This window comes from Staphylococcus caprae (genome assembly GCF_003966625.1).
Classification (GTDB): Bacteria; Bacillota; Bacilli; order Staphylococcales; family Staphylococcaceae; genus Staphylococcus; species Staphylococcus caprae.
In genome coordinates this window covers 168,026-186,925 of the sequence record NZ_AP018587.1, presented here as the reverse complement: position 1 = coordinate 186,925, position 18,900 = coordinate 168,026, and the positions used below count along the sequence as shown (strand labels likewise).

At 34.1% G+C, this 18,900-nt stretch carries 10 protein-coding genes and 1 pseudogene; 3 read left to right on the top strand and 8 right to left on the bottom strand.

The window, feature by feature from the left end; translation table 11 throughout:
- Positions 1-71 precede the first annotated feature (71 nt).
- The 4 genes and pseudogenes from lip to JMUB898_RS00725 all read right to left on the bottom strand — a co-directional run bounded on the left by lip (position 72) and on the right by JMUB898_RS00725 (position 11,759).
- Positions 72-2,255, bottom strand: a pseudogene (gene lip / locus JMUB898_RS00740) (YSIRK-targeted triacylglycerol lipase).
- 269 nt (positions 2,256-2,524) lie between these two features.
- A complete protein-coding gene (ausB, locus tag JMUB898_RS00735) occupies positions 2,525-3,154 on the bottom strand; it encodes an aureusimine biosynthesis 4'-phosphopantetheinyl transferase AusB (protein ID WP_002444813.1) in 630 nt (209 codons plus the stop codon).
- Complete coding sequence (gene ausA / locus JMUB898_RS00730) at positions 3,151-10,311, bottom strand: aureusimine non-ribosomal peptide synthetase AusA (protein WP_126514775.1); 7,161 nt, start codon at positions 10,309-10,311, stop codon at positions 3,151-3,153. The genes ausB and ausA overlap by 4 nt, the downstream gene beginning before the upstream one ends.
- Positions 10,312-10,505: 194 nt before the next feature.
- Positions 10,506-11,759 (bottom strand): MDR family MFS transporter, encoded by a 1,254-nt coding sequence (locus JMUB898_RS00725; protein ID WP_002444816.1) that lies wholly within the window; start codon positions 11,757-11,759, stop codon positions 10,506-10,508.
- A 383-nt stretch (positions 11,760-12,142) separates the two neighbouring features.
- Here JMUB898_RS00725 and JMUB898_RS00720 point away from each other — a divergent pair, with 383 nt between their 5' ends.
- The gene (locus JMUB898_RS00720; protein WP_002444818.1) at positions 12,143-12,355 is read left to right on the top strand and encodes a hypothetical protein; all 213 of its coding nucleotides are present in this window, start codon (positions 12,143-12,145) and stop codon (positions 12,353-12,355) included.
- 325 nt (positions 12,356-12,680) lie between these two features.
- On the opposite strand, the gene JMUB898_RS00715 is transcribed toward JMUB898_RS00720, so the two are convergent.
- The 3 genes from JMUB898_RS00715 to JMUB898_RS00705 all read right to left on the bottom strand — a co-directional run bounded on the left by JMUB898_RS00715 (position 12,681) and on the right by JMUB898_RS00705 (position 14,904).
- Positions 12,681-13,553, bottom strand: a complete 873-nt coding sequence (locus tag JMUB898_RS00715; protein WP_002444820.1) for a hypothetical protein — start codon at positions 13,551-13,553, stop codon at positions 12,681-12,683.
- Positions 13,554-13,674: 121 nt separating this feature from the next.
- The gene (locus JMUB898_RS00710; RefSeq protein WP_002444831.1) at positions 13,675-13,929 is read right to left on the bottom strand and encodes a hypothetical protein; all 255 of its coding nucleotides are present in this window, start codon (positions 13,927-13,929) and stop codon (positions 13,675-13,677) included.
- Positions 13,930-14,007: 78 nt separating this feature from the next.
- Complete coding sequence (locus JMUB898_RS00705) at positions 14,008-14,904, bottom strand: LysR family transcriptional regulator (protein ID WP_044466675.1); 897 nt, start codon at positions 14,902-14,904, stop codon at positions 14,008-14,010.
- Positions 14,905-15,047: 143 nt separating this feature from the next.
- On the opposite strand from JMUB898_RS00705, the gene JMUB898_RS00700 reads away from it, so the two are divergent.
- A complete protein-coding gene (locus JMUB898_RS00700; protein ID WP_037541763.1) occupies positions 15,048-16,238 on the top strand; it encodes an MFS transporter in 1,191 nt (396 codons plus the stop codon).
- Positions 16,239-16,388: 150 nt separating this feature from the next.
- Positions 16,389-16,991 carry an NDxxF motif lipoprotein gene (locus JMUB898_RS00695; protein ID WP_002444837.1) on the top strand — a complete coding sequence of 201 codons (603 nt, stop codon included), beginning with the start codon at positions 16,389-16,391 and terminating at the stop codon, positions 16,989-16,991.
- Between the two features lie 239 nt (positions 16,992-17,230).
- On the opposite strand, the gene JMUB898_RS00690 is transcribed toward JMUB898_RS00695, so the two are convergent.
- A complete protein-coding gene (locus tag JMUB898_RS00690; protein WP_095323498.1) occupies positions 17,231-18,817 on the bottom strand; it encodes a YSIRK-type signal peptide-containing protein in 1,587 nt (528 codons plus the stop codon).
- Positions 18,818-18,900: the final 83 nt, after the last annotated feature.

Below are 18,900 nucleotides of genomic sequence, written 5' to 3'. Positions count from 1 at the left end.
ATTTGTATGTAAGTAACAAAAATAACACGCCGAGTATTGAAATATGATTCAATTCTCGACGTGTCTACATTTTATTTATCTGTTACTTTCTCGTTTTGAACTATTTCTTTCATCATGCTATCCCAGAAGTCTCTTAAATCGTCTACTGAAATACGCACTTCTGAACTATCTGAACCTACAAAATCACCGTGGTCCCAACCGTGTTTAACCGGCATAACTTGCCATACACCCTTTTTAATCTCTTTTGTTGCAGGTACAAAGGCTTGGTTAAATGGATGTTGTGCTGAAATGACAGACACCAATCCATCGTTGACTCTCCATTCTTTTTCTGGCGCTTTACCAATCACATTTGCTGTTACAAGATAAGAGAATTTGATATTAATATCTGCCTTTTGTCTACCATCTAATGTCGGACGCGTTGATTCTCCTGTGTATGTTTTATACACAATATTTGGATTAAGTGATGTATGTTGATTTAACTTACTCGTACCTTCGCGACTTAAATCGTAAAATGCATTATCTTTCGTTTTTCAAATCTTACTTGTGTTGTTAACGCGTTTCACATATTGCGCGTGCGTTTCACCGTCTCTTTGAGCAAGGCCCCATTGTTTTAAACCTAAATCAACTCTTGAAAGCTTATGCCCTTGAAATCTTGCATAGTCATAAGCAAGTTGACGGATAAATGGTTCATTCCCTACATCAGCAGCATGCGTACCATTATGTGGCGCAGCTAGAGTGGTAATTGAAGAAATCATATTATCCTGTCCGCCTTTAAATAAAGGTGATATGCTTCCGCCGTGTTGCTTTTGATAATCAACCTCTTCTGGATTGCCATTACGTAGCATTTCTTCTAATAAACGTACAGTTTGACCACCCATACTATGACCAATTAAATGAATTTTTTGACCTGGTTGCCATTCACGGTATGCACCGGCGTATGTTTTACCATATCTATCATGGCCATATTTAGCTGCATGGGCAGCGCCGTAATCGACTTTTCCGCCTTTAATATAGTAATATAATTCGACTGCTCGATCATAATTACTACCAAATGCGCTTACGCTGGCTTCACTGACGTTATAACCTTTAGCTCTTAATTCTTGTGTCAATTTAATTCGGTCGCCACCCCAATAATTTCCAGCAAGGGCAGGTCCATTATCTGCAGTATAACCGTTGAAACCATGCACTAAAATGATAGGATCATGATTTTTATATTGAATTTGAGGGAATGATTTATTTGCTTGTTTTTTAACCTGTTTATCAGTTTGTTGAGCGGATTTATTTTTAGGTGTAGCAACAGCATTTCGTGTTAAAGTATTTAAGCCTTTTTTAGATTGATCATCTTTTTTACCAGGGGCATGTGTATTTGTCATACCGTCGCTGTCTAAGTCTTTTACTTTAAGGTCTTTTTGATTTGTTAGCTTTTGAGTTGTCTGCTTTTGTGGTGCTTTCGTTTGTGGATGCTTGTTTAATGCTTCCACTGGGGCTTCTTTTTTCGCATTTTGAGTATCTTTTGCAGTCACTTGTTGTTTTGGTGATTGTGTGTGATTCGAGTCATTATTTTGAGTCGAGGCTGGATGTGATTTCTTTTGAGGTTGTGCTTGAGTCACACTATCATTGTCTTGTTTTTCTAAAGGTTTTGTTGCATCATTGTTTCCTTTTTCAGATGACTTTGTCACATTTGTGTTCGAAGTTGATGGTTTCTGAGTATCTTCACTTTGCGGTTCTGCTTTACGTTCAGAAACTTTTTCTGCGCTTGCTTGTTTAGTTTGCTGTGATTGTTCATTTGGATTTTGCTGATTCTCTTGAGCTTGTGACGACACATGGTCATTTTTAGTTTGTGAACTTTGTGATTGTTGGATTTGCGGTTGCTGAGTTTCTGATTTATTTGTTTTAACATTGTCTTGATTCTGTTTGTCTTGAGTTGCATTTTCTTTAGTTTCAGTTACTTTGTCATTATTTTCCGTGTTTGTTTGCGCTTGTTGTTGAGCATCTTCATTATGTATAGATGATGGCGCATTATTTTTAGTTTCTAGTGAACTTTTATTATCATTTTCAACATTCGATTGCTTCTCACTATTTTTATCATTTTCAGCCCCAATAGATTGTGCTATGTGGTTTTCAGAATTCCCTTGAGCGTCTTGTTCTGCGGCATGTGCAGTTTGGCCCCCAATAAATAACATTGATGCGACGATGATTGAAGACGCACCAATACTTAATTTACGAATACTGTACGAGTTCTTTCTGTTTTTCATGTTTTTAGCACCTCTACATCATTTTTTAATTTTGAATTCGGTCTTAAATGAAAATATTTACAATAGCACGTGGGATTAACTCAAAGATTTTACTCAACCATGCTTTTATCATCTTCATGCTCCTCTCTGTTGAAAATAAAATACAAACACCTAAAGGCAACTTCATCATATAAAAACAATATTAAGCCTATATGAATTTACCTTTACATCTTTCTAAAGACGAAAAAAGGGAGCTGAGACATCATTAAATATCTCAGCTCCCTGTTAAATTAGTATAGATTTTGTATGGGTATTTCAACTAATTCGTGTTGCTTGGTTCTTACCGTACATAATTGAATCATCATGTTATATTCAACGAATGGTTGAAATGATACTTCTTTATTTTTATAGAATAAAGGTTGCGTCACATCATAAACATCTATGCCACGTACTAATCCTTCACCTATCAATTTCGTATAGCTCTCTTTTTTCGTCCAAATTTCATAGAAGTCTTTTAATATTTGCACTTGTTTAAATTCATTTTCCGAAAATTGATGCGCCAAACTCATGTAATCAATTTCTTTCATCAATTCAATATCAAGTCCCACTGGTTGATTATCGATTGCACAAGCAATATATGGAAAACTGTATGAAAGATTCACATATAAGCCGATAGAATGTGCACTTTGAATGTCCACTTTCCCATTTTTCGCAATCTGATACTCCCATTGATTAGGACTTAACTCGCCCCATTGCTCAATACAATATTGAATAAGGAAGTCACCTAACGTATGCATGACACGGTCTTTTTGAAAACGGTACTGTATACGTCTAGGTTTCTTCGCTTGCCGCCTTGATGTTAATAATCTTTGCGCAATCATGTCGATGTCAGCGTTTATTTTTGTTAGAAATACTGTCATTCGTTATTCTCTGTTTTCTTGAATTTGTCAAAGAGTAAATCTCTCCAAGCGCGTAACCATTCAGAAGTTACTACAGGCCATCCATCACCTAATTGCGCGATCACATGTTGCGTCATATCAGAATTAATCTCTGCCGGCACTTGTGATGCATTACCACTACTTAGGCCAATTACCTCATGCATACCTTCATTAATTAACATTTGTTCAAACGCTTCATCACTAATGATATTCATCTGTGTATGATTGGCACCCTCTAATACACTTTGCATCGTTTTTGTATGAGGTGAATAAATATGATAAATAATTGGCTGTGCTTGTGATGCAGCAAGTTTCACAATATGACGTGCAGTTACATCAATAAATGAGAAATCTAGACATGTTTTACCGAAATATTCTCCTATAGATGATGTTTTTAATAACTCATGCATCATGATTGAGAATCGATTTGTTGTAAGATTTTTCATATTTAATGCGCCAGAATATGCACTTGTTAAATTACCTAATCTCATAATTTGTGCGTCTAATCCATCATTGACCGCTTCTAGCACTTTGATTTCACTATAGAATTTACTTTTGGTGTAAGGTGACGTAAATAATTGTTGTTTATAAACATCTTTTTCTGAAAAAGTTCTATCCTCAACGTGGGCTTCAAAGACAGCTCCGACGCTAATTGTAGAAATATATATAAACTTCGCATGATGCTGTTGAGCGATGTTTAATAAATCCTCAGTACCTTGAACATTTACATCAATAAACGCCTCATCATCACCAAAATGATCTGTACGTGCGCCTGCATGTATAACGGTATCAATTGTTTCATTAATGCCTAAAGAACCTAAGTTTGTTAAATCGCCCAATACGATGTCTACATTTTTCATTAAGTCAGTTACATGTGAGGCGTCAAAATAACAAGTCAAATTCTCTTGTAATTTGTATCGTGCCTCAGCCATGTCATGACCTCTCACAATACATGTCACTTTATCTGCATAACCTTGCAACTCATTAATGAGATATGCACCTAGGAACCCTGTCGCACCAGTGAGTAATACGTGACCCAATGCATTTTGAGTAGGCGCAGTGATATCTTTTCGATATCGGCGTTCAACTAAAGCTTGTAACTGAGGTAAGTGATCCGGCACATTGACCGCTACCAACTCATTATCCCTCTCAAATTGTTCTGCTAAATGGCGCACCGTTTTATATTGGTACACATCTTGCATTGTAATGTGAATATCTTGTGATTTAAGTTTCGACACTGCAACCATGGCGTCAAGGGACGTTCCGCCAATTTCGAAAAAGTCATCATCAATACCAATCATAGGGACTTCTAAAACTTCAGCAAATATTGATACAAAGGTTTGTTCCATGTTATTTCGTGGTTGGACAAAGGTATTTCGTTGAATACGAGGTCGAGGTAACTTCGATTCATCAACTTTGTCATTCCGTGTTAAAGGAATCTCATCAATTGCTGTTAATGTTTTAGGAATCATATATTTCGGTAAATAATGATTTAACTGTCTCGCCACCTCTGGTTCCTTTTGATCACTTCCTACAAAGTAGGCATGGAGTATTTCGTGGTCATTTTGTTTATCAACAATTACCACACTATCAGAGATATCTTCAACAGAATTAATAACATTCTCAATTTCTCCGAGTTCTATTCGATATCCATTTACTTTGACCTGTTTATCAATGCGTCCCATAAATTCTATTTGACCCTCATGCGTATATCTTGCTAGGTCACCACTTCGATATAATTTACCTTCTCCAAATGGATTGTCTATAAATGATTCTGCTGTCAGTTCAGGTCTATTTAAGTATCCAGCTGTTAGACTTTTACCTGCAATACACAGCTCACCTGATATACCCACGCCACATAATTTAGTTCCAGAAAGAATATACACTTGTATGTTAGCTAAAGGTTGGCCAATAGGTATCATTGATGGAATAGGTTCTCCTTTAGAGTAAGACCAATTCGTAGCAATAACTGTTGATTCAGATGGTCCATATGCATTGAAGTACGTATCACAATGTTGAGAAATGTGTCGGACAAATGCTGGTGTACTTGTTGCGCCTCCTGTAAATAGTTTAGAAATATAAAAGTCTTTCATCACATTACAAACTTGTAGCGGTATAGATGCAGCAGTGATGTGCTCTCTCGCAATGAGTTGTTCTAATTGTTCCGTGTCTGTCCGTTCATTGTCATTCGCAATCACAAGTTTATAACCATTTAACAGCGTACAATAAATTTCCATAGCTGACGCATCAAAGACATAGTTGTGATATTGCATGAATGTCTCTTCTTCTGATAATGCTAGTCTATCGGTCCATGCATTCACTAAATTTAAGATGTTGCGTTGTCTCACTGATACACCTTTAGGCATACCTGTAGTTCCAGACGTATAAATACTATACATTTCATCTTCTAGACTGCCCGCATATTCTGAAAATGATTTTTCAATAGGAGTCTCTGTATCAATGGATTCAATTGGAATCGTTAATACATTTGAATCATAAGTGACACCATACGTCAGTATTGCTGACACTTCCGCATCTTCAAGGATATGTTCAATACGTTTTTCAGGATTTGTCACGTCAATTGGTACATATGAAGCCCCTACTTTCCAAGAAGCCACCATACATGCAATCATTTCAAAACTTCGCTCTGTTAATAATGCAACACGTTCACTAGCTTTGACTCCGCGTTGGATTAGTGCGTTTGCTATACGATTTGCGTATGTGTCCAATTCACGATAAGTCATAGAGTGACCGCTAAGTTTAAGCGCCACGTCATCACCTTTACGATTCACGATGTCGTTAAATTGTTGTTGAAGAGATTTATTTTCCGGGAAATCTAATGAATGACGATTCACATGTGTCTCAACCCATTCCAACATTTGTTGATTCTCTTCAATATCTTGAATCTTCAATTCTTGAGTAGATATGACATGGCTGATAATGTTTTCAAGTTGTTCAGCCATATGACGAATCGTGTCGTCAGCATATAAATCAGTATTATATTCAATATTAACTACATAATCATCTTGATCTTCCTCAATAATGAATGATAGGTCGAACTTCGCTGTTGTTGATTGAGGAGGTATGTGCGTCAATTGACTATGACCAAAGTTTGCATGATTCGTTTCATTGTTTTGCAGTACAAGCATAACGTCAAACAATGGATTACGAGAAGCATCTCGTTCATCTATAAGATCGTTAACAAGACTTTCAAATGGATATTCTTGATGTTCATAAGCGCCAAGGCTAGTCTCTTTAATTTCAGACATCAATTGTTCCCACGTCTTATCATCTGTCGGATGGCCACGATAAACCAGTGTATTCGCAAACATACCGAGCATATTTTCAGTGTCACGATGTGTACGCGCACTAATCACACTACCGATAACAATGTCATCTTGGCGTGAATACTTGTGAAGTAACACCATAATCGCACTTGCAAAGAACATGAAATCTGTCATTTGATGTTGCTCAACGTAAGATTGTAATTGTGTCTTAAGTGCTTCATCAAAATGGAATGTCATCATATTTCCATTTGTCGTTTTAATACTTGGTCTAGGATAATCTGTCGGCATATTTAATACAGGAACATCATCTTCAAACTGTTGTAACCAGTAACGACGTTGTTTACTTAAGTCTCGATTTGCCATCCATTCGCTGTAATCTTTATATTGCAGTGCCAATTCAGGCAATTCTTTTTCTTGATACAATGCATTTAAATCAGCCAATAGAATGGTATTACTCATGCCGTCGTTAATACTGTGATGCGTATCGATAAATAAATAGTCTTCGTGAGGTGCATGTATATATCTCACGCGCATTTGACTCGGTTGTTCAAGGTTAAATGGCTCTGTATATGCTCGTATAATTTGTTGTTCATCTGTATATCTTGTTGTTACTTCTTTAAAATCAGCCTCGACATCGTTTGCAATACGTTGTTTTACTTCATTTTCATCAATCACATATTGCGTTCTTAAAATTTCATGTCGTGCGATGAGTTGATTGAGTGCACGTTTCAATTGCGCCACATTCAACTCTGATGTCAATCCCCACAAGAACGGAATATTATAGACTGTATCTTCTGGATTGACGCTCCACAATAGATACATACTCTTTTGAACAGCACTCAATTCATATTGATATGCGGACTGTGCTTTCGGTATAATCTCAAAGTCCTCATTCTTCATTTCCATAATATGCTGGCTTAACTGTTCTACAGTCGGTAACTTCATGATATCTCCGACTTTAAGACGCTTTTTAAGTTGAGCTTCAATACGGTTTACTACTAACGTTGCGCGTAATGAATGTCCTCCAAGTTCAAAGAAGTTATCTTTAATCCCTACTTGGTCCACATGTAGTATCTCTTCAAAGATACGACAAATCACACGTTCACCATCATTACGTGGTGCGACATAATTTGATAGATCTACCATCTCAATATCCGGTAAGGCACGTTTATCTAATTTTCCATTTATTGTAATTGGTATTTGATCTATTTTCTTAAAATGAATCGGAATCATATAATCAGGCAATGTTTCGCTCAACACTTCTTTTAAGTGACTTGTCGATTGTGGTTGTGAAGCTTCATAATATGCCACAATCTGTTTATCTTGTTCATGTTCACGTACAATGACGACAGCTTTATTAATATCTCTGATTGCTTCTATCGCTTTCTCAATTTCTGAAAGCTCGATTCTAAATCCACGAATTTTTACTTGCTTATCGATACGACTGATGTAATCGATATGCCCATCTTCTTGAAGACGTACTAAGTCACCGCTGCGATAGAGTCTTTCATTTTCAAAAGGTGAAGTAACAAATCTCTCAGCCGTGAGCTCAGGTTGATTTAAATAGCCTTTCGCTAAACCAACGCCACCTATACATAATTCACCCGGAATACCTACGCCACATAAACGGTCCCCTTGCATGACATAAACTGTCGTGCCATTAATTGGTTGACCAATTGGAATACGAGCTGGCATTTCTTCAGGTATCGCATACGTTGTAGTAAATGTTGTATTCTCAGTAGGTCCATAACCATTAATGATTTCTGGATGACGCTGACGAGAATTTAATAGATTCACCCATTTGGCATTGAGCACTTCGCCTCCAATCAATAGATAAGTTAACGGCTCTAATACTTCAATGCGTTCACTTGCAATTTGATTGAAAAGAGATGACGTCAGCCACATCGTATTGATTTGATTGACAGCAATGGTTTGACCTAATTGAGTTGGGTTTAGCAATGTATCCTTGGAAGTAATGATTAAACGTCCACCATTTAACAATGCACCATAAATTTCAAACGTTGCTGCATCAAAGGCCACAGTTCCTGAGAGTAAAATGACTGTTTCATGGTTTAATTCAACATAATTTGGTTGATGTACTAAACGATCAATACCTTTGTGCGGTATTACGGTACCCTTAGGCTTACCTGTTGTACCCGATGTATAAATAATGTATGCCGTATCTTCAGCAGTGTTGATATGGCTCGGATTTTCCAAATGGTTAACAGCATACCAATCGATCTTCTCAAGTTGAATTTGAGGTATGTCTGAATGCAGTGTTGTTTGGTATGTAACGACAGCTTTAGGCTGTGCATCTTCAATAATATAAGCCGTTCTATCATCAGGATAATCTGGATCAATAGGTAAATAACCTGCACCAGATTTCAGAATACCTAACATTCCTACAATCATATCCAAACTACGCTCTGCTAAGAGTCCAACAATATCATTAGCTTGAATCTCATATTCTTTTCGTAAGTGATATGCTAAATGATTCACGCGATGATTTAATTCAGCATATGTCATAGCATGTTGTTCAAATTTTAACGCTATTTTGTCTGGATGGTGTGCTACCTGATATTCGAAACGCTCAATCACTGTTTGATAATTATTAGCGCTTGATGAATGACGATTGATTTCTTGATAAAGATGTTGATCCTCTTCATTACAAAGTTGTATATCTTTTATTAACATTGATGGATTTCGTGTTAATTGCATATAAATATCTTTTATTAAACGCATCAATGTCTTAATAGTTAAATTGTCGTAAGCATTCGCATTATATACTAAATCAAACCCGTCCTGTGCACATGGATAAATTTCTAAATCAGCTAACAATGACGTATCACTATATAATCGATGTACTTTATGCGTAGTATGATTCAATTCAAAACGCTTGATGATTGTTGAAGCGTGCACTAAAGTTTCAAATTCAATATCACTCGACTTAGGATCTGCCATGAAAGATGTTCCATTTTGCATCATTTCTGAAATGACCGATTCCCATTCATTCATGATTGTTTCAACTGAATGAGACCCTTCGATATTTAAACTTAATGGTGCTACATGAGTGTTGATAAGCATCATATCGTCTGTCTTGTCATAATTGAGTGGAAGTTGAATTCCCAATGCCACATGATTAGACTGACTCATAAAGTAATTTGCCAAATATGTACTTATAACGAGTCGATTCATATCAAACGACTCAAGTTGAGCGTGAAGATGTTCAACTTCTTTGTGCTCTGTATTGTTTTTAATTGGCATATATGACTCGTACTCACTATCAGCACTCAATACTTTAAAATGCTCTAATTGAGTATTGTCCTTAACATGTGCAATATCTTCGTTCATGTCTTTAATCATATTATAGAAATCAGAAACCATATGTTCGTGGAATAAACCATAATTATAAGCAATATTAAGTTGTCTGAAGAAGTCGCCCAATTGACTGTCATTAAAAATCATAGAGTGAAAATCTAAAAGTAAGAAAGTGTCATCCAAAAATTGATAAATAGTAAAATTAAATAGAGGTAATTGATTGAAATAGTAGGAATTTAGTTCTTGTCTGAAGTAAGCCTCGATATCGAGATTTTTCGCCTTTTGATTGATATCCTTAATTTGAATAAACGGGAAAAATTCTCGTACATCGATTCTTAGTTGTTCATTATTCATTTGAAATGTAGATCTTAACATTGGTTGATGTTGTACAACGTCTAGTAGCGCGTACATTAATCTGTGACGTTCAATGTCATTATCTAATTGAACCCAATATGTCACCCTTTTAGTAGTTGAAGATGTTTGTAAATATTTATTATAAAAATATTGTTGAAAATGCAGTGTGTCTATTGTCATTCAAGTCCTTCCTTTATACTCATACTTTATAATACTCACTAACATATAACTTACATATTTCTTTAGATACGCTATATATTAGTACATTTAAACACATTAAAACAATTGCTTGAATGATATTTTTACAAAAACTTAATAAATAATTTTTGCGTTTAATCACGAGCAATTCAGTAAGTTATCGAATGTGTTTTACATCATTTTTGTTTGATTAAAGCTTTTCCATTAAATTGACGAACTCCTCCATATAATAGGAAACTGCCTACCATAAGAAGTACAAACATATAAATCGTCATACCTACGGAATTCAGAAATACACCTAGAATAATGCCAAATCTTGCAAGTAAATTAGCAAAATGAAAGCTTAACGCATTTACCGCTGAATACGTTCCTCTTTTGTCAGCGGGTATCACTTTATATCGTTGTTCTCCAAAAATAGGAGAATAAATCATTTCGCCAAATGTTGCAATAATCATAAATATGATGAGTAAACTCAATTCATTTAAATATGTAATGCCTGAATATCCGATAACATAAAGGATAAGACCAATGAGAAGTGCTTTTTCATTGTTCATTTTCAAGATGTACTTAGAAATAAAATACGTGAGTGCTATAACTACAATCGTATTCGTCATAATTAAAATAGAGTACATTCTCACCCCATCGATATGGATATGAAATAGAGAAATCGTCTCAAATTCCTGTTTTAATCTTATAGAAATATAAGACGAAGTAGATAACTCACCCATAATAAGAATGCTTGATCCTATAATTAAGTACATATAAATTTTGTCTTTTAATACTATCTGGTATTGATGTAAAAAGCCTTTCAAACTACGCTTATGGTTTAAAGGCGTCTCTTTCTCTTCAGCGTTTGAAACATGACTTTGATCATTAGGAATCCAAATGTATAATGCGAAAAGTACAAGCGTGAAAATAACAAAAGCTATGAAAAAGAGTGCCGACTTATTCAAACTATACATTGTTCCCCCGATAAATGCGCCACAAGCCACAGCCACATTTGTTAGCCAATAACTCACTTTATAAATGTAATGTTCAACTTCTGGTGTAATCGCGTCCATTATAATTGTGTCTATTAATGGCTGTGCCATGCCGGATGAAATGCTAAATATTGAATACGCGATGCAGAATAAAATAATAAATATAAGTTGATTTGAAATTGTTACTGCCATCGTGAGTAAACTTATACATAAAATGACTTGGTAAATGAGTAAGGTACGTTTCTTAGGAAACCGTTCAATGATATGCCCTGAAATCATTGAAATCGGAAAGTTAAGTAACACTAACATAAAGAGAAACACACCCGAAAAAGTTTGGTTTACCATATCAGATAAATATAGCGCCATAAAAGGTAAAAATGCCATTGTTATTAAGTTCTCAAAAAAACTACATATCAATCTCACTTTTAAGGTGATGCTCATTTTCTTCATTTCATTGCCCCCTTTATATTTTTATTTGTTTTATCGGGCGGTGAAATCACCATGAATAATTATAGCCTGCCCTGTCACAATTTTGGTTATATTAATTTCTCAAAATATGTCATAAATAGTAATTTATTCAATAACTATGCAATTGGATTTAAGACATTTACTAAAAATTAAGGAAAAACTCCGTGAATTCTTCGTTTTATAAGTGGTCTAGTAGTCTAATGTCACTATACCGTTAGTCTTCCTTAATGAGCGAAAAGCTATTTACCTTTAAAATTTTATTACAAATCGATTTGTTCATACGATTTTATCGATAAAATCATCACTAAAGTTGTCTTTTCTGTTTATCGAAGTATGTTATTGTAAAAGAAAAAAGGAGTTTCAATATGGGTTATATCTTTTTATGGATATTTGCAATTTATGGTTTGATTCGATTTGTTTTTGGAATTGGAAAGGGTATAGCAAGTCTGATTAAAGGTATGATTAAAGGCGCCATTGATGGCTACCAACATCCCGAAAAATATCCAAATTATCTTTCTAAAGAAGAACAAAGACGTCAAAATTTCAGAAAAGAACGTGCACGTCAGAAAGATGCTTAAAATTGAAAGATGGTCGTTTACCTATTCCCCAGGAAATGACCATCTTATTTTGTTGAGTTAGTTGTTGAATTTACATATTGATTTTACATTAGACATAATAAGATAAGCTGTCGTGTATAACTTTGCAACGAAGCTATGTAATTACCTTGATAAAACAATTCATTGAATAACGTATCAGATGATCGAGTAATGTGGGGATGACTATTCTTAAAAGGCATGCTTAAGTACCTAACTGTCGTCTAAGAAAAGAAAAACTGGCCCTCACTGTATGAGAACCAGACTATTAGATTTATTCCTTTATGAAATTACGTAATATTAGATAGAACTATTTAACTCGTTTACCATTTTCATCAAATTTAGCAACTTTACCATCAACAGTCGTGTAAGTGGCTACAATCTCACCGTCTTTATTACGACAATTGACTTTCCAATTACCATCTTTTTGCCAATTCACAACGTCCCACAGATATTTATCAGTATCTAATGGATGACCTTCTAAATTATTAATAAATTGATACACTTGGCTACTACCGTGAGCCATGATAACACCCTTTTCTTTCATTTCTCTATAAGATAAACCGTTATATTTCCATTCATCATTAGCTATTGGTAATTGGTTACTTACATGCATCTTATTAGCTAATTCTGGTAAAGCTTTATTCTTTTTGACTTTATCATAGACTTCTTGTGTACTATATTCCTTTCCCTGTTTGAGCAACTGTTTATAATCTTGAAGACGGATTTGCGAGCCACCAAGTATAATCTTATCGTTACTAATGCCAACGATTGATTGGAAACTATGATTACTTGGATATACTGAATAAAACTTCATACCTTTAGGTGCATTTGAAAATTTAGGATAATTGACTAAAACAAATTGATTAATTATACGGGGATCGTCTTTGTCATTTTTATATGCTCCGGTTAAGATGTTGTTTTTAGTAAGTGTATATTGGCCTTTATCATCAGCACAAAAAATGAGCGCTAATTTTGTTTTATCAGGTAGATTCTCTACTTTGTCTTTAGCTTTAAGATTTGTCTGTGTATTGTCTTCTGAATTCGTTTTGTTGGATGATTTTTCCTTTTTGGATTTAGTTTCTGTTTTGTTTTGATTCTTTTTCTGTTCTGATGAGTTGTCTGAGTTACATGCGACTAGAAATAGTGTCAAAGCTGTTGTTATGGCGAATAATTTCTTCATTCATTTGAATCCTCTCGATGTTATTTCATGGTGTAGTGAATTTCTTTATTTATAAATATATTTTATTATAATGAAATTATTTAATGAATGCGAACTCATTTTGTAAGTTAACTAACAAAATTTATTCCTTCTTTTTATCTTTTTGGGCATTTTCCCATTCAACTGCAAGTATTAGTAATGTTACAGCTATCAAAATTATTGTTCCTATTAAATTTAAGTGTAATAATCCAGTTTTATATGTGTAGATAAATCCTATAGTAACGATGACTGGGACAACAAATCCTAATAATTTAATACCTGTTCTAGATAAAAAATAATGAACTGCCATGGTAAGCACAAAATATATTATTGGCAAAAATCCATGTAATTGTTCCATAACTTAAAATATCCTCCAATATTTAAAATAGTTATCTTTTCATTTAATTACTTTTCTATCTTAACGTAATAATGACATTTATTCATTATTCTTTAAATAATTAATAAATTCTTGTATTGTTTTCTCATTATGTTTTCCATCTTTAACTACTGCTAAAAATGATATAGCTGCATCGAAAGGTTTTCCGAGTGAGACCGCTTCAATCATTTCATCATTAAAGAAGTGTTCATTTTCTACCATTAAGTTGGAGACAATACCTATCCCAAGTCCCTCTGCAACTGTTCTCATCAATACAATCGGATTTGTAGTTTTGAATACGATTTTGAGTGGTCCATGCGTTTTTTCAAATTCTTTTAGCTGATGATGATAAAAGCCACGATCATATAGAATAAATGGATAGTCTTGTATTTCCTCTAAATTGACGTAGTCCCTGAATGTTAATTTAGACTTTTTAGGAACGAGTAACTTAAATTTTGTTGTGAGATTCAATGATATTTCTCTGACTGGAAGTGTGTTTTCTTCAGTTTCTGGCTTTCCGATTAAACCAATATCAATATCTCCTTTATCCACCATATCTACAATATCTTCACGATCTGCTTCTTTAACTTCGACATCTACTTGAGGATAATCATTTTTAAAATGTGATAGTGCTTTAGGTACAATTTTATGGAAAAGTGTGGGTATCGTCGCAATTTTCAATGTACCTGCAATATCTGTTTTCATATTTTGAACTTCTACTAATAAATCATTTTGAGATTCTAATATTTCTAATATATATGGTATAAGTCGTTGCCCTTCTTCAGTTAAAAATGTTCCTTTACGAGAACGTTCAAACAATTTATAACCTATTTCTTTCTCAAGATTCGCAATTGATTGACTCATCGCAGATTGGCTAATATGCATTTTCTCACTAGCATGTATCATCGATTCCATTTCATAAACTGTCTTTACATAAGCAAGTTGTTCAAAATTCATGTGTTCACTCCCCCACTTTTATATTAGTAATGCTTATAAATACTTCATTAATTCTAATTATACATTAGTAATATTAATTATTATAATATATGGGTAATACAATTATATGTACGGGAAAATTCAATTATTTTAGGAGGGAAATAATGGAAACACGTCTTTGGACTAAGGACTTTTTATCCGTGACGTTCGTGAATTTCTTTATGTATTTAATTCACTACATGTTAATCGTCACGATAACTGAATATACAATAGACGAGTATCATGCATCTGAAAGTGTTGGTGGTTTAGCCGCTGGTATATTCATCATAGGGATGTTAGCGGGACGTCTTGGTTCAGGTAGAATTATTGATAATCTGCAACCTAAATTAGTATTACTTTCAGGTACGATTTTCTCTGTAATTGCAGTAGCACTTTATTTCACAATCAATAGTTTATGGGTATTGATGCTTATTCGTTTAATTCACGGTATTGCTTTCGGATTTTCATCAACTGCAACAGGTACGATTTCTTCTCGAATTGTTCCTGAAGATCGTAAAGGCGAAGGTATCGGCTATTATGGTTTAAGTGTCACATTAGCATCTGCAATTGGTCCGTTTTTAGGTTTAGTTTTCAATAAGAATTTAGGTTTCGAATCTATCTTCGGAATTAGTTTAATCAGTATCGTTGTTGCACTTATATTAACGTTCTTTATTAAAAAATTGCCTGTCTTAGGTAATACAACAGAAAACGAAGAACGACCTAAAGGTATTCATGCCTATTTACAAAAAGAAGCTTTACCTATTTCTATGGTAATTGTACTCGTTGGTGTCGCATATGCCAGCGTCCTTTCATTCTTATCTATTTATGCTGAAAAAATCAATTTAGTTACTGCATCAAGTTTCTTTTTCGTTGTTTTTGCAATAGTCACATTTGTTACACGTCCGTTTACAGGTAAAATTTATGACAATTATGGTGAAAACAAAGTCATGTACCCTGTATTATTCAGTTTTATGATAGGACTCGTTATCTTAGGTTGCACACATTCTAGCTTAGTATTATTAATTGCGGCAGCATTTATTGGTTTCGGTTACGGTACCATCGTGCCAACTGCTCAAGCTATTGCGATTCAACAATCACCGCCTAATAAAATGGGACTTGCTACATCTACTTTCTATATTTTTACAGACTTCGGTGCAGGCATGGGACCATTTATTCTTGGAATGATTATTCCATTCTTAGGTTACAGAAACCTATATATTCTAATGGGAGTCGTAGTTATTATTGCTATTATCATTTACTTCTTTGTTCATGGTAGACATCACACAAAACCATTTAAAACTAGAGAAAATGAATAGCCACTTTGTTTTTTGAAAATAATACGGTTAGCAGTTTCGTCATGAAATTGTTAGCCGTTTTTTTATAAAATAATTTACGATTAGTATCTGAAAAATAGGTTAAATGAAATATAGATAATAATATTAAAAATGATATAAAGGAGTTTTGTTATGAAAAAGATAACTATTCTATTAGCAATAGCCATTATTTCATTAGGTCTTGTCGGCTGCTCAGATCAATCAAGTGATAGTCACAAATCAAAGCATCACTCTGATAATAAACATCACTCAATACATAATACTAAAATTCCAAAAAAGATATTTAGCAAAACTGATAAAGATAAAGACATTTCTAAGCCAACGATGAAAAAAGATATTAAACTTTATTTGGATAGTGATAGAAAACTAACCGATGCTTTAGAACCATATCAAGATAAAATAAGCTCTGAGAAAAAGTTATCGAAGAAACAATTGAATAAATTTAAACATATTGTCGATTTACAACACAAAAATAATCATAGATTTGATGAATATATTAATAATAATTCATTACCTAATCATAAATATGAACTATATACTAAAAAAATAAATGATTATACAGCTCATGTTGATCAACTTTATAAAAAAGAACTGAACATTGCGAAGGAAGGGAGCAGTGTTAAAAAAGCAAGTAAGTTAGCTGATACAGATAAAAATGTTAATGGTAAAGAGCAGAAACAGATTGAAGATTTCTTAAAAGAGGAAAATATAAAAACCATTGCTTATGATAAATAAATGAGTTGATTGTTGATACTATTTAAAGGCGCTCAAAGACAGAATCCTGTTACTTTGAGCGCTTTTTTATTCTTATTATTGTTTTACGTGAAACATATATGTAAAATACATCGATGATTCATCAGTATTATCAATTTATAGGGAAGCGAGTATTGCCTCAACTATTTTATTGGCTTTCTTATGTAGTTTATTTGTTTGATAAACTTCAATAAATGCATGTTTAATGACTTTATCTTAGGTTATTTTATTGTACGTCGTTTTTCTCTTCTTAATATAAATATGCTACCTATGATTAATAGTATAGCTGCAATAAAGCTAATGATACTTTTAGTAGTTTTACCTGCTTGTGGTAGGTTTTGATCTTGTTTTTCAGTTTTACTCTCTTCTTTGTATTCATATTTAGCTTTTTCATGGGGTGCCGAAATTGACGTTTTGGTGTCGTCTTGATGTGATTGCGGTGTTTCTGAATCATCTCTCACTTTTTTATTCACTTGAGGATTTTCTCTAGTTGTTGTCGCTAATTTAACTCCCTTAAATGACTCTGAGTTTTTATTACTCTTTAATGGTTGATATTCTAGTTCATTTGAAGTACTGTCATCTTTACTTTCATGTTTTGAACTTTCAATTTTCCTATCATCTTTATTATTAATGTCAGTGTTTGAATAATCATTTTCAGAAGAAGCGCCTAAATTGGGTTGAGTCGATGAAAGATGATCTTGAGTAGACTCATTCATAGGAAGAATTTTAAATGATAAATTAGTGTAATTTGTAGGTTCTGACAATTCATCAACGACTGCAGTAATATTACCATACTCATCTTCTGCACTAACATGTGAAAATTTGTAAGTCGATGCAGCAATATTCTTAGGAATCTGTAGTGCAATATCGGCCATCCACGTACCATCTGGTAAACGTGTCATATCTTTAGCATATGCAAATTTATTAATACCATCTAAACCTATGTAAGGTGCATTAACGAATCCTAATGAAACTTCTTTAAGTTGACTCGCATCTTTAATGTGAACACGTGCATGTATTGTATTACCTGGGTAATATTGCTTCTTATCAACCGTTACGCCAAGAATTTGTGGTGCTTCTGTATCCACTGCTTCTTTATTCTTAATGTTAAATTTAAGATGATCTGTATTCATTGATGATGGAGCTAAACCTGGCGCCACAGTATCTCCATTGCCACTTGCATCATCAGCGACAACTGCTGCAAAACTAAATGATGTATCTCCAATTTTATCAGGAATCTTAAGATTTATATCTACAGTCCATAGTCCATCTTGACCTTTATGCATATTTTCAGGCTTTGCAATTTCATTGATTGAAGACGTTCCCACACGTGTGTCGTTGGAAAATCCGATTGATACGTCACTGAGTTGACCTGCTTCTTTAATTGTTACACGTGCTTTCACTGTCTCACCTGGCGCATATGTATGCTTATCTATATCTACATCTATAATTTGTGGTGCTATAGTATCATGATCAGATGAACCTTGATTTGGCTCACTTTGATTTAGTGAATGTGGTACCGTTGTTGCTAGTTTCGATGAACTTCGTTGCGACGAAAGTTTAGGAGGTTTCTTTGTCGATACCGTTGAAACATCTTTCCCGTTAATCGAGTTGATTTCTGATTCTTTATCTGACACTTGTGTTTCATCATTGCCCGATGACGTAGTCGCGTGTACCCCTTCAGTTTGAGAATGTTGCTCTGCTGCGGAAACATCCTCATGCCCACTTAAAAAGATAATGCCTCCGATAACGATTGAACTTGCCCCCACTGCAAATTTTCTAATACTAAATTTGTGTTGTTTTATCATGTTAGTCTCCAATTATATAATAAATTTACAGTATAAATTTCCGTTTATTTAATATTACTTTACGTTACATGTATATTCAATAT

Excerpts from the sequence above, each read along its gene's own strand:
- ausB (WP_002444813.1), bottom strand. The coding sequence starts at position 3,154 with ATGACAGTATTTCTAACAAAAATAAACGCTGACATCGACATGATTGCG.
- ausA (WP_126514775.1), bottom strand. The coding sequence starts at position 10,311 with ATGACAATAGACACACTGCATTTTCAACAATATTTTTATAATAAATAT.
- JMUB898_RS00725 (WP_002444816.1), bottom strand. The coding sequence starts at position 11,759 with ATGAAGAAAATGAGCATCACCTTAAAAGTGAGATTGATATGTAGTTTT.
- JMUB898_RS00720 (WP_002444818.1), top strand. The coding sequence starts at position 12,143 with ATGGGTTATATCTTTTTATGGATATTTGCAATTTATGGTTTGATTCGA.
- JMUB898_RS00715 (WP_002444820.1), bottom strand. The coding sequence starts at position 13,553 with ATGAAGAAATTATTCGCCATAACAACAGCTTTGACACTATTTCTAGTC.
- JMUB898_RS00710 (WP_002444831.1), bottom strand. The coding sequence starts at position 13,929 with ATGGAACAATTACATGGATTTTTGCCAATAATATATTTTGTGCTTACC.
- JMUB898_RS00705 (WP_044466675.1), bottom strand. The coding sequence starts at position 14,904 with ATGAATTTTGAACAACTTGCTTATGTAAAGACAGTTTATGAAATGGAA.
- JMUB898_RS00700 (WP_037541763.1), top strand. The coding sequence starts at position 15,048 with ATGGAAACACGTCTTTGGACTAAGGACTTTTTATCCGTGACGTTCGTG.
- JMUB898_RS00695 (WP_002444837.1), top strand. The coding sequence starts at position 16,389 with ATGAAAAAGATAACTATTCTATTAGCAATAGCCATTATTTCATTAGGT.
- JMUB898_RS00690 (WP_095323498.1), bottom strand. The coding sequence starts at position 18,817 with ATGATAAAACAACACAAATTTAGTATTAGAAAATTTGCAGTGGGGGCA.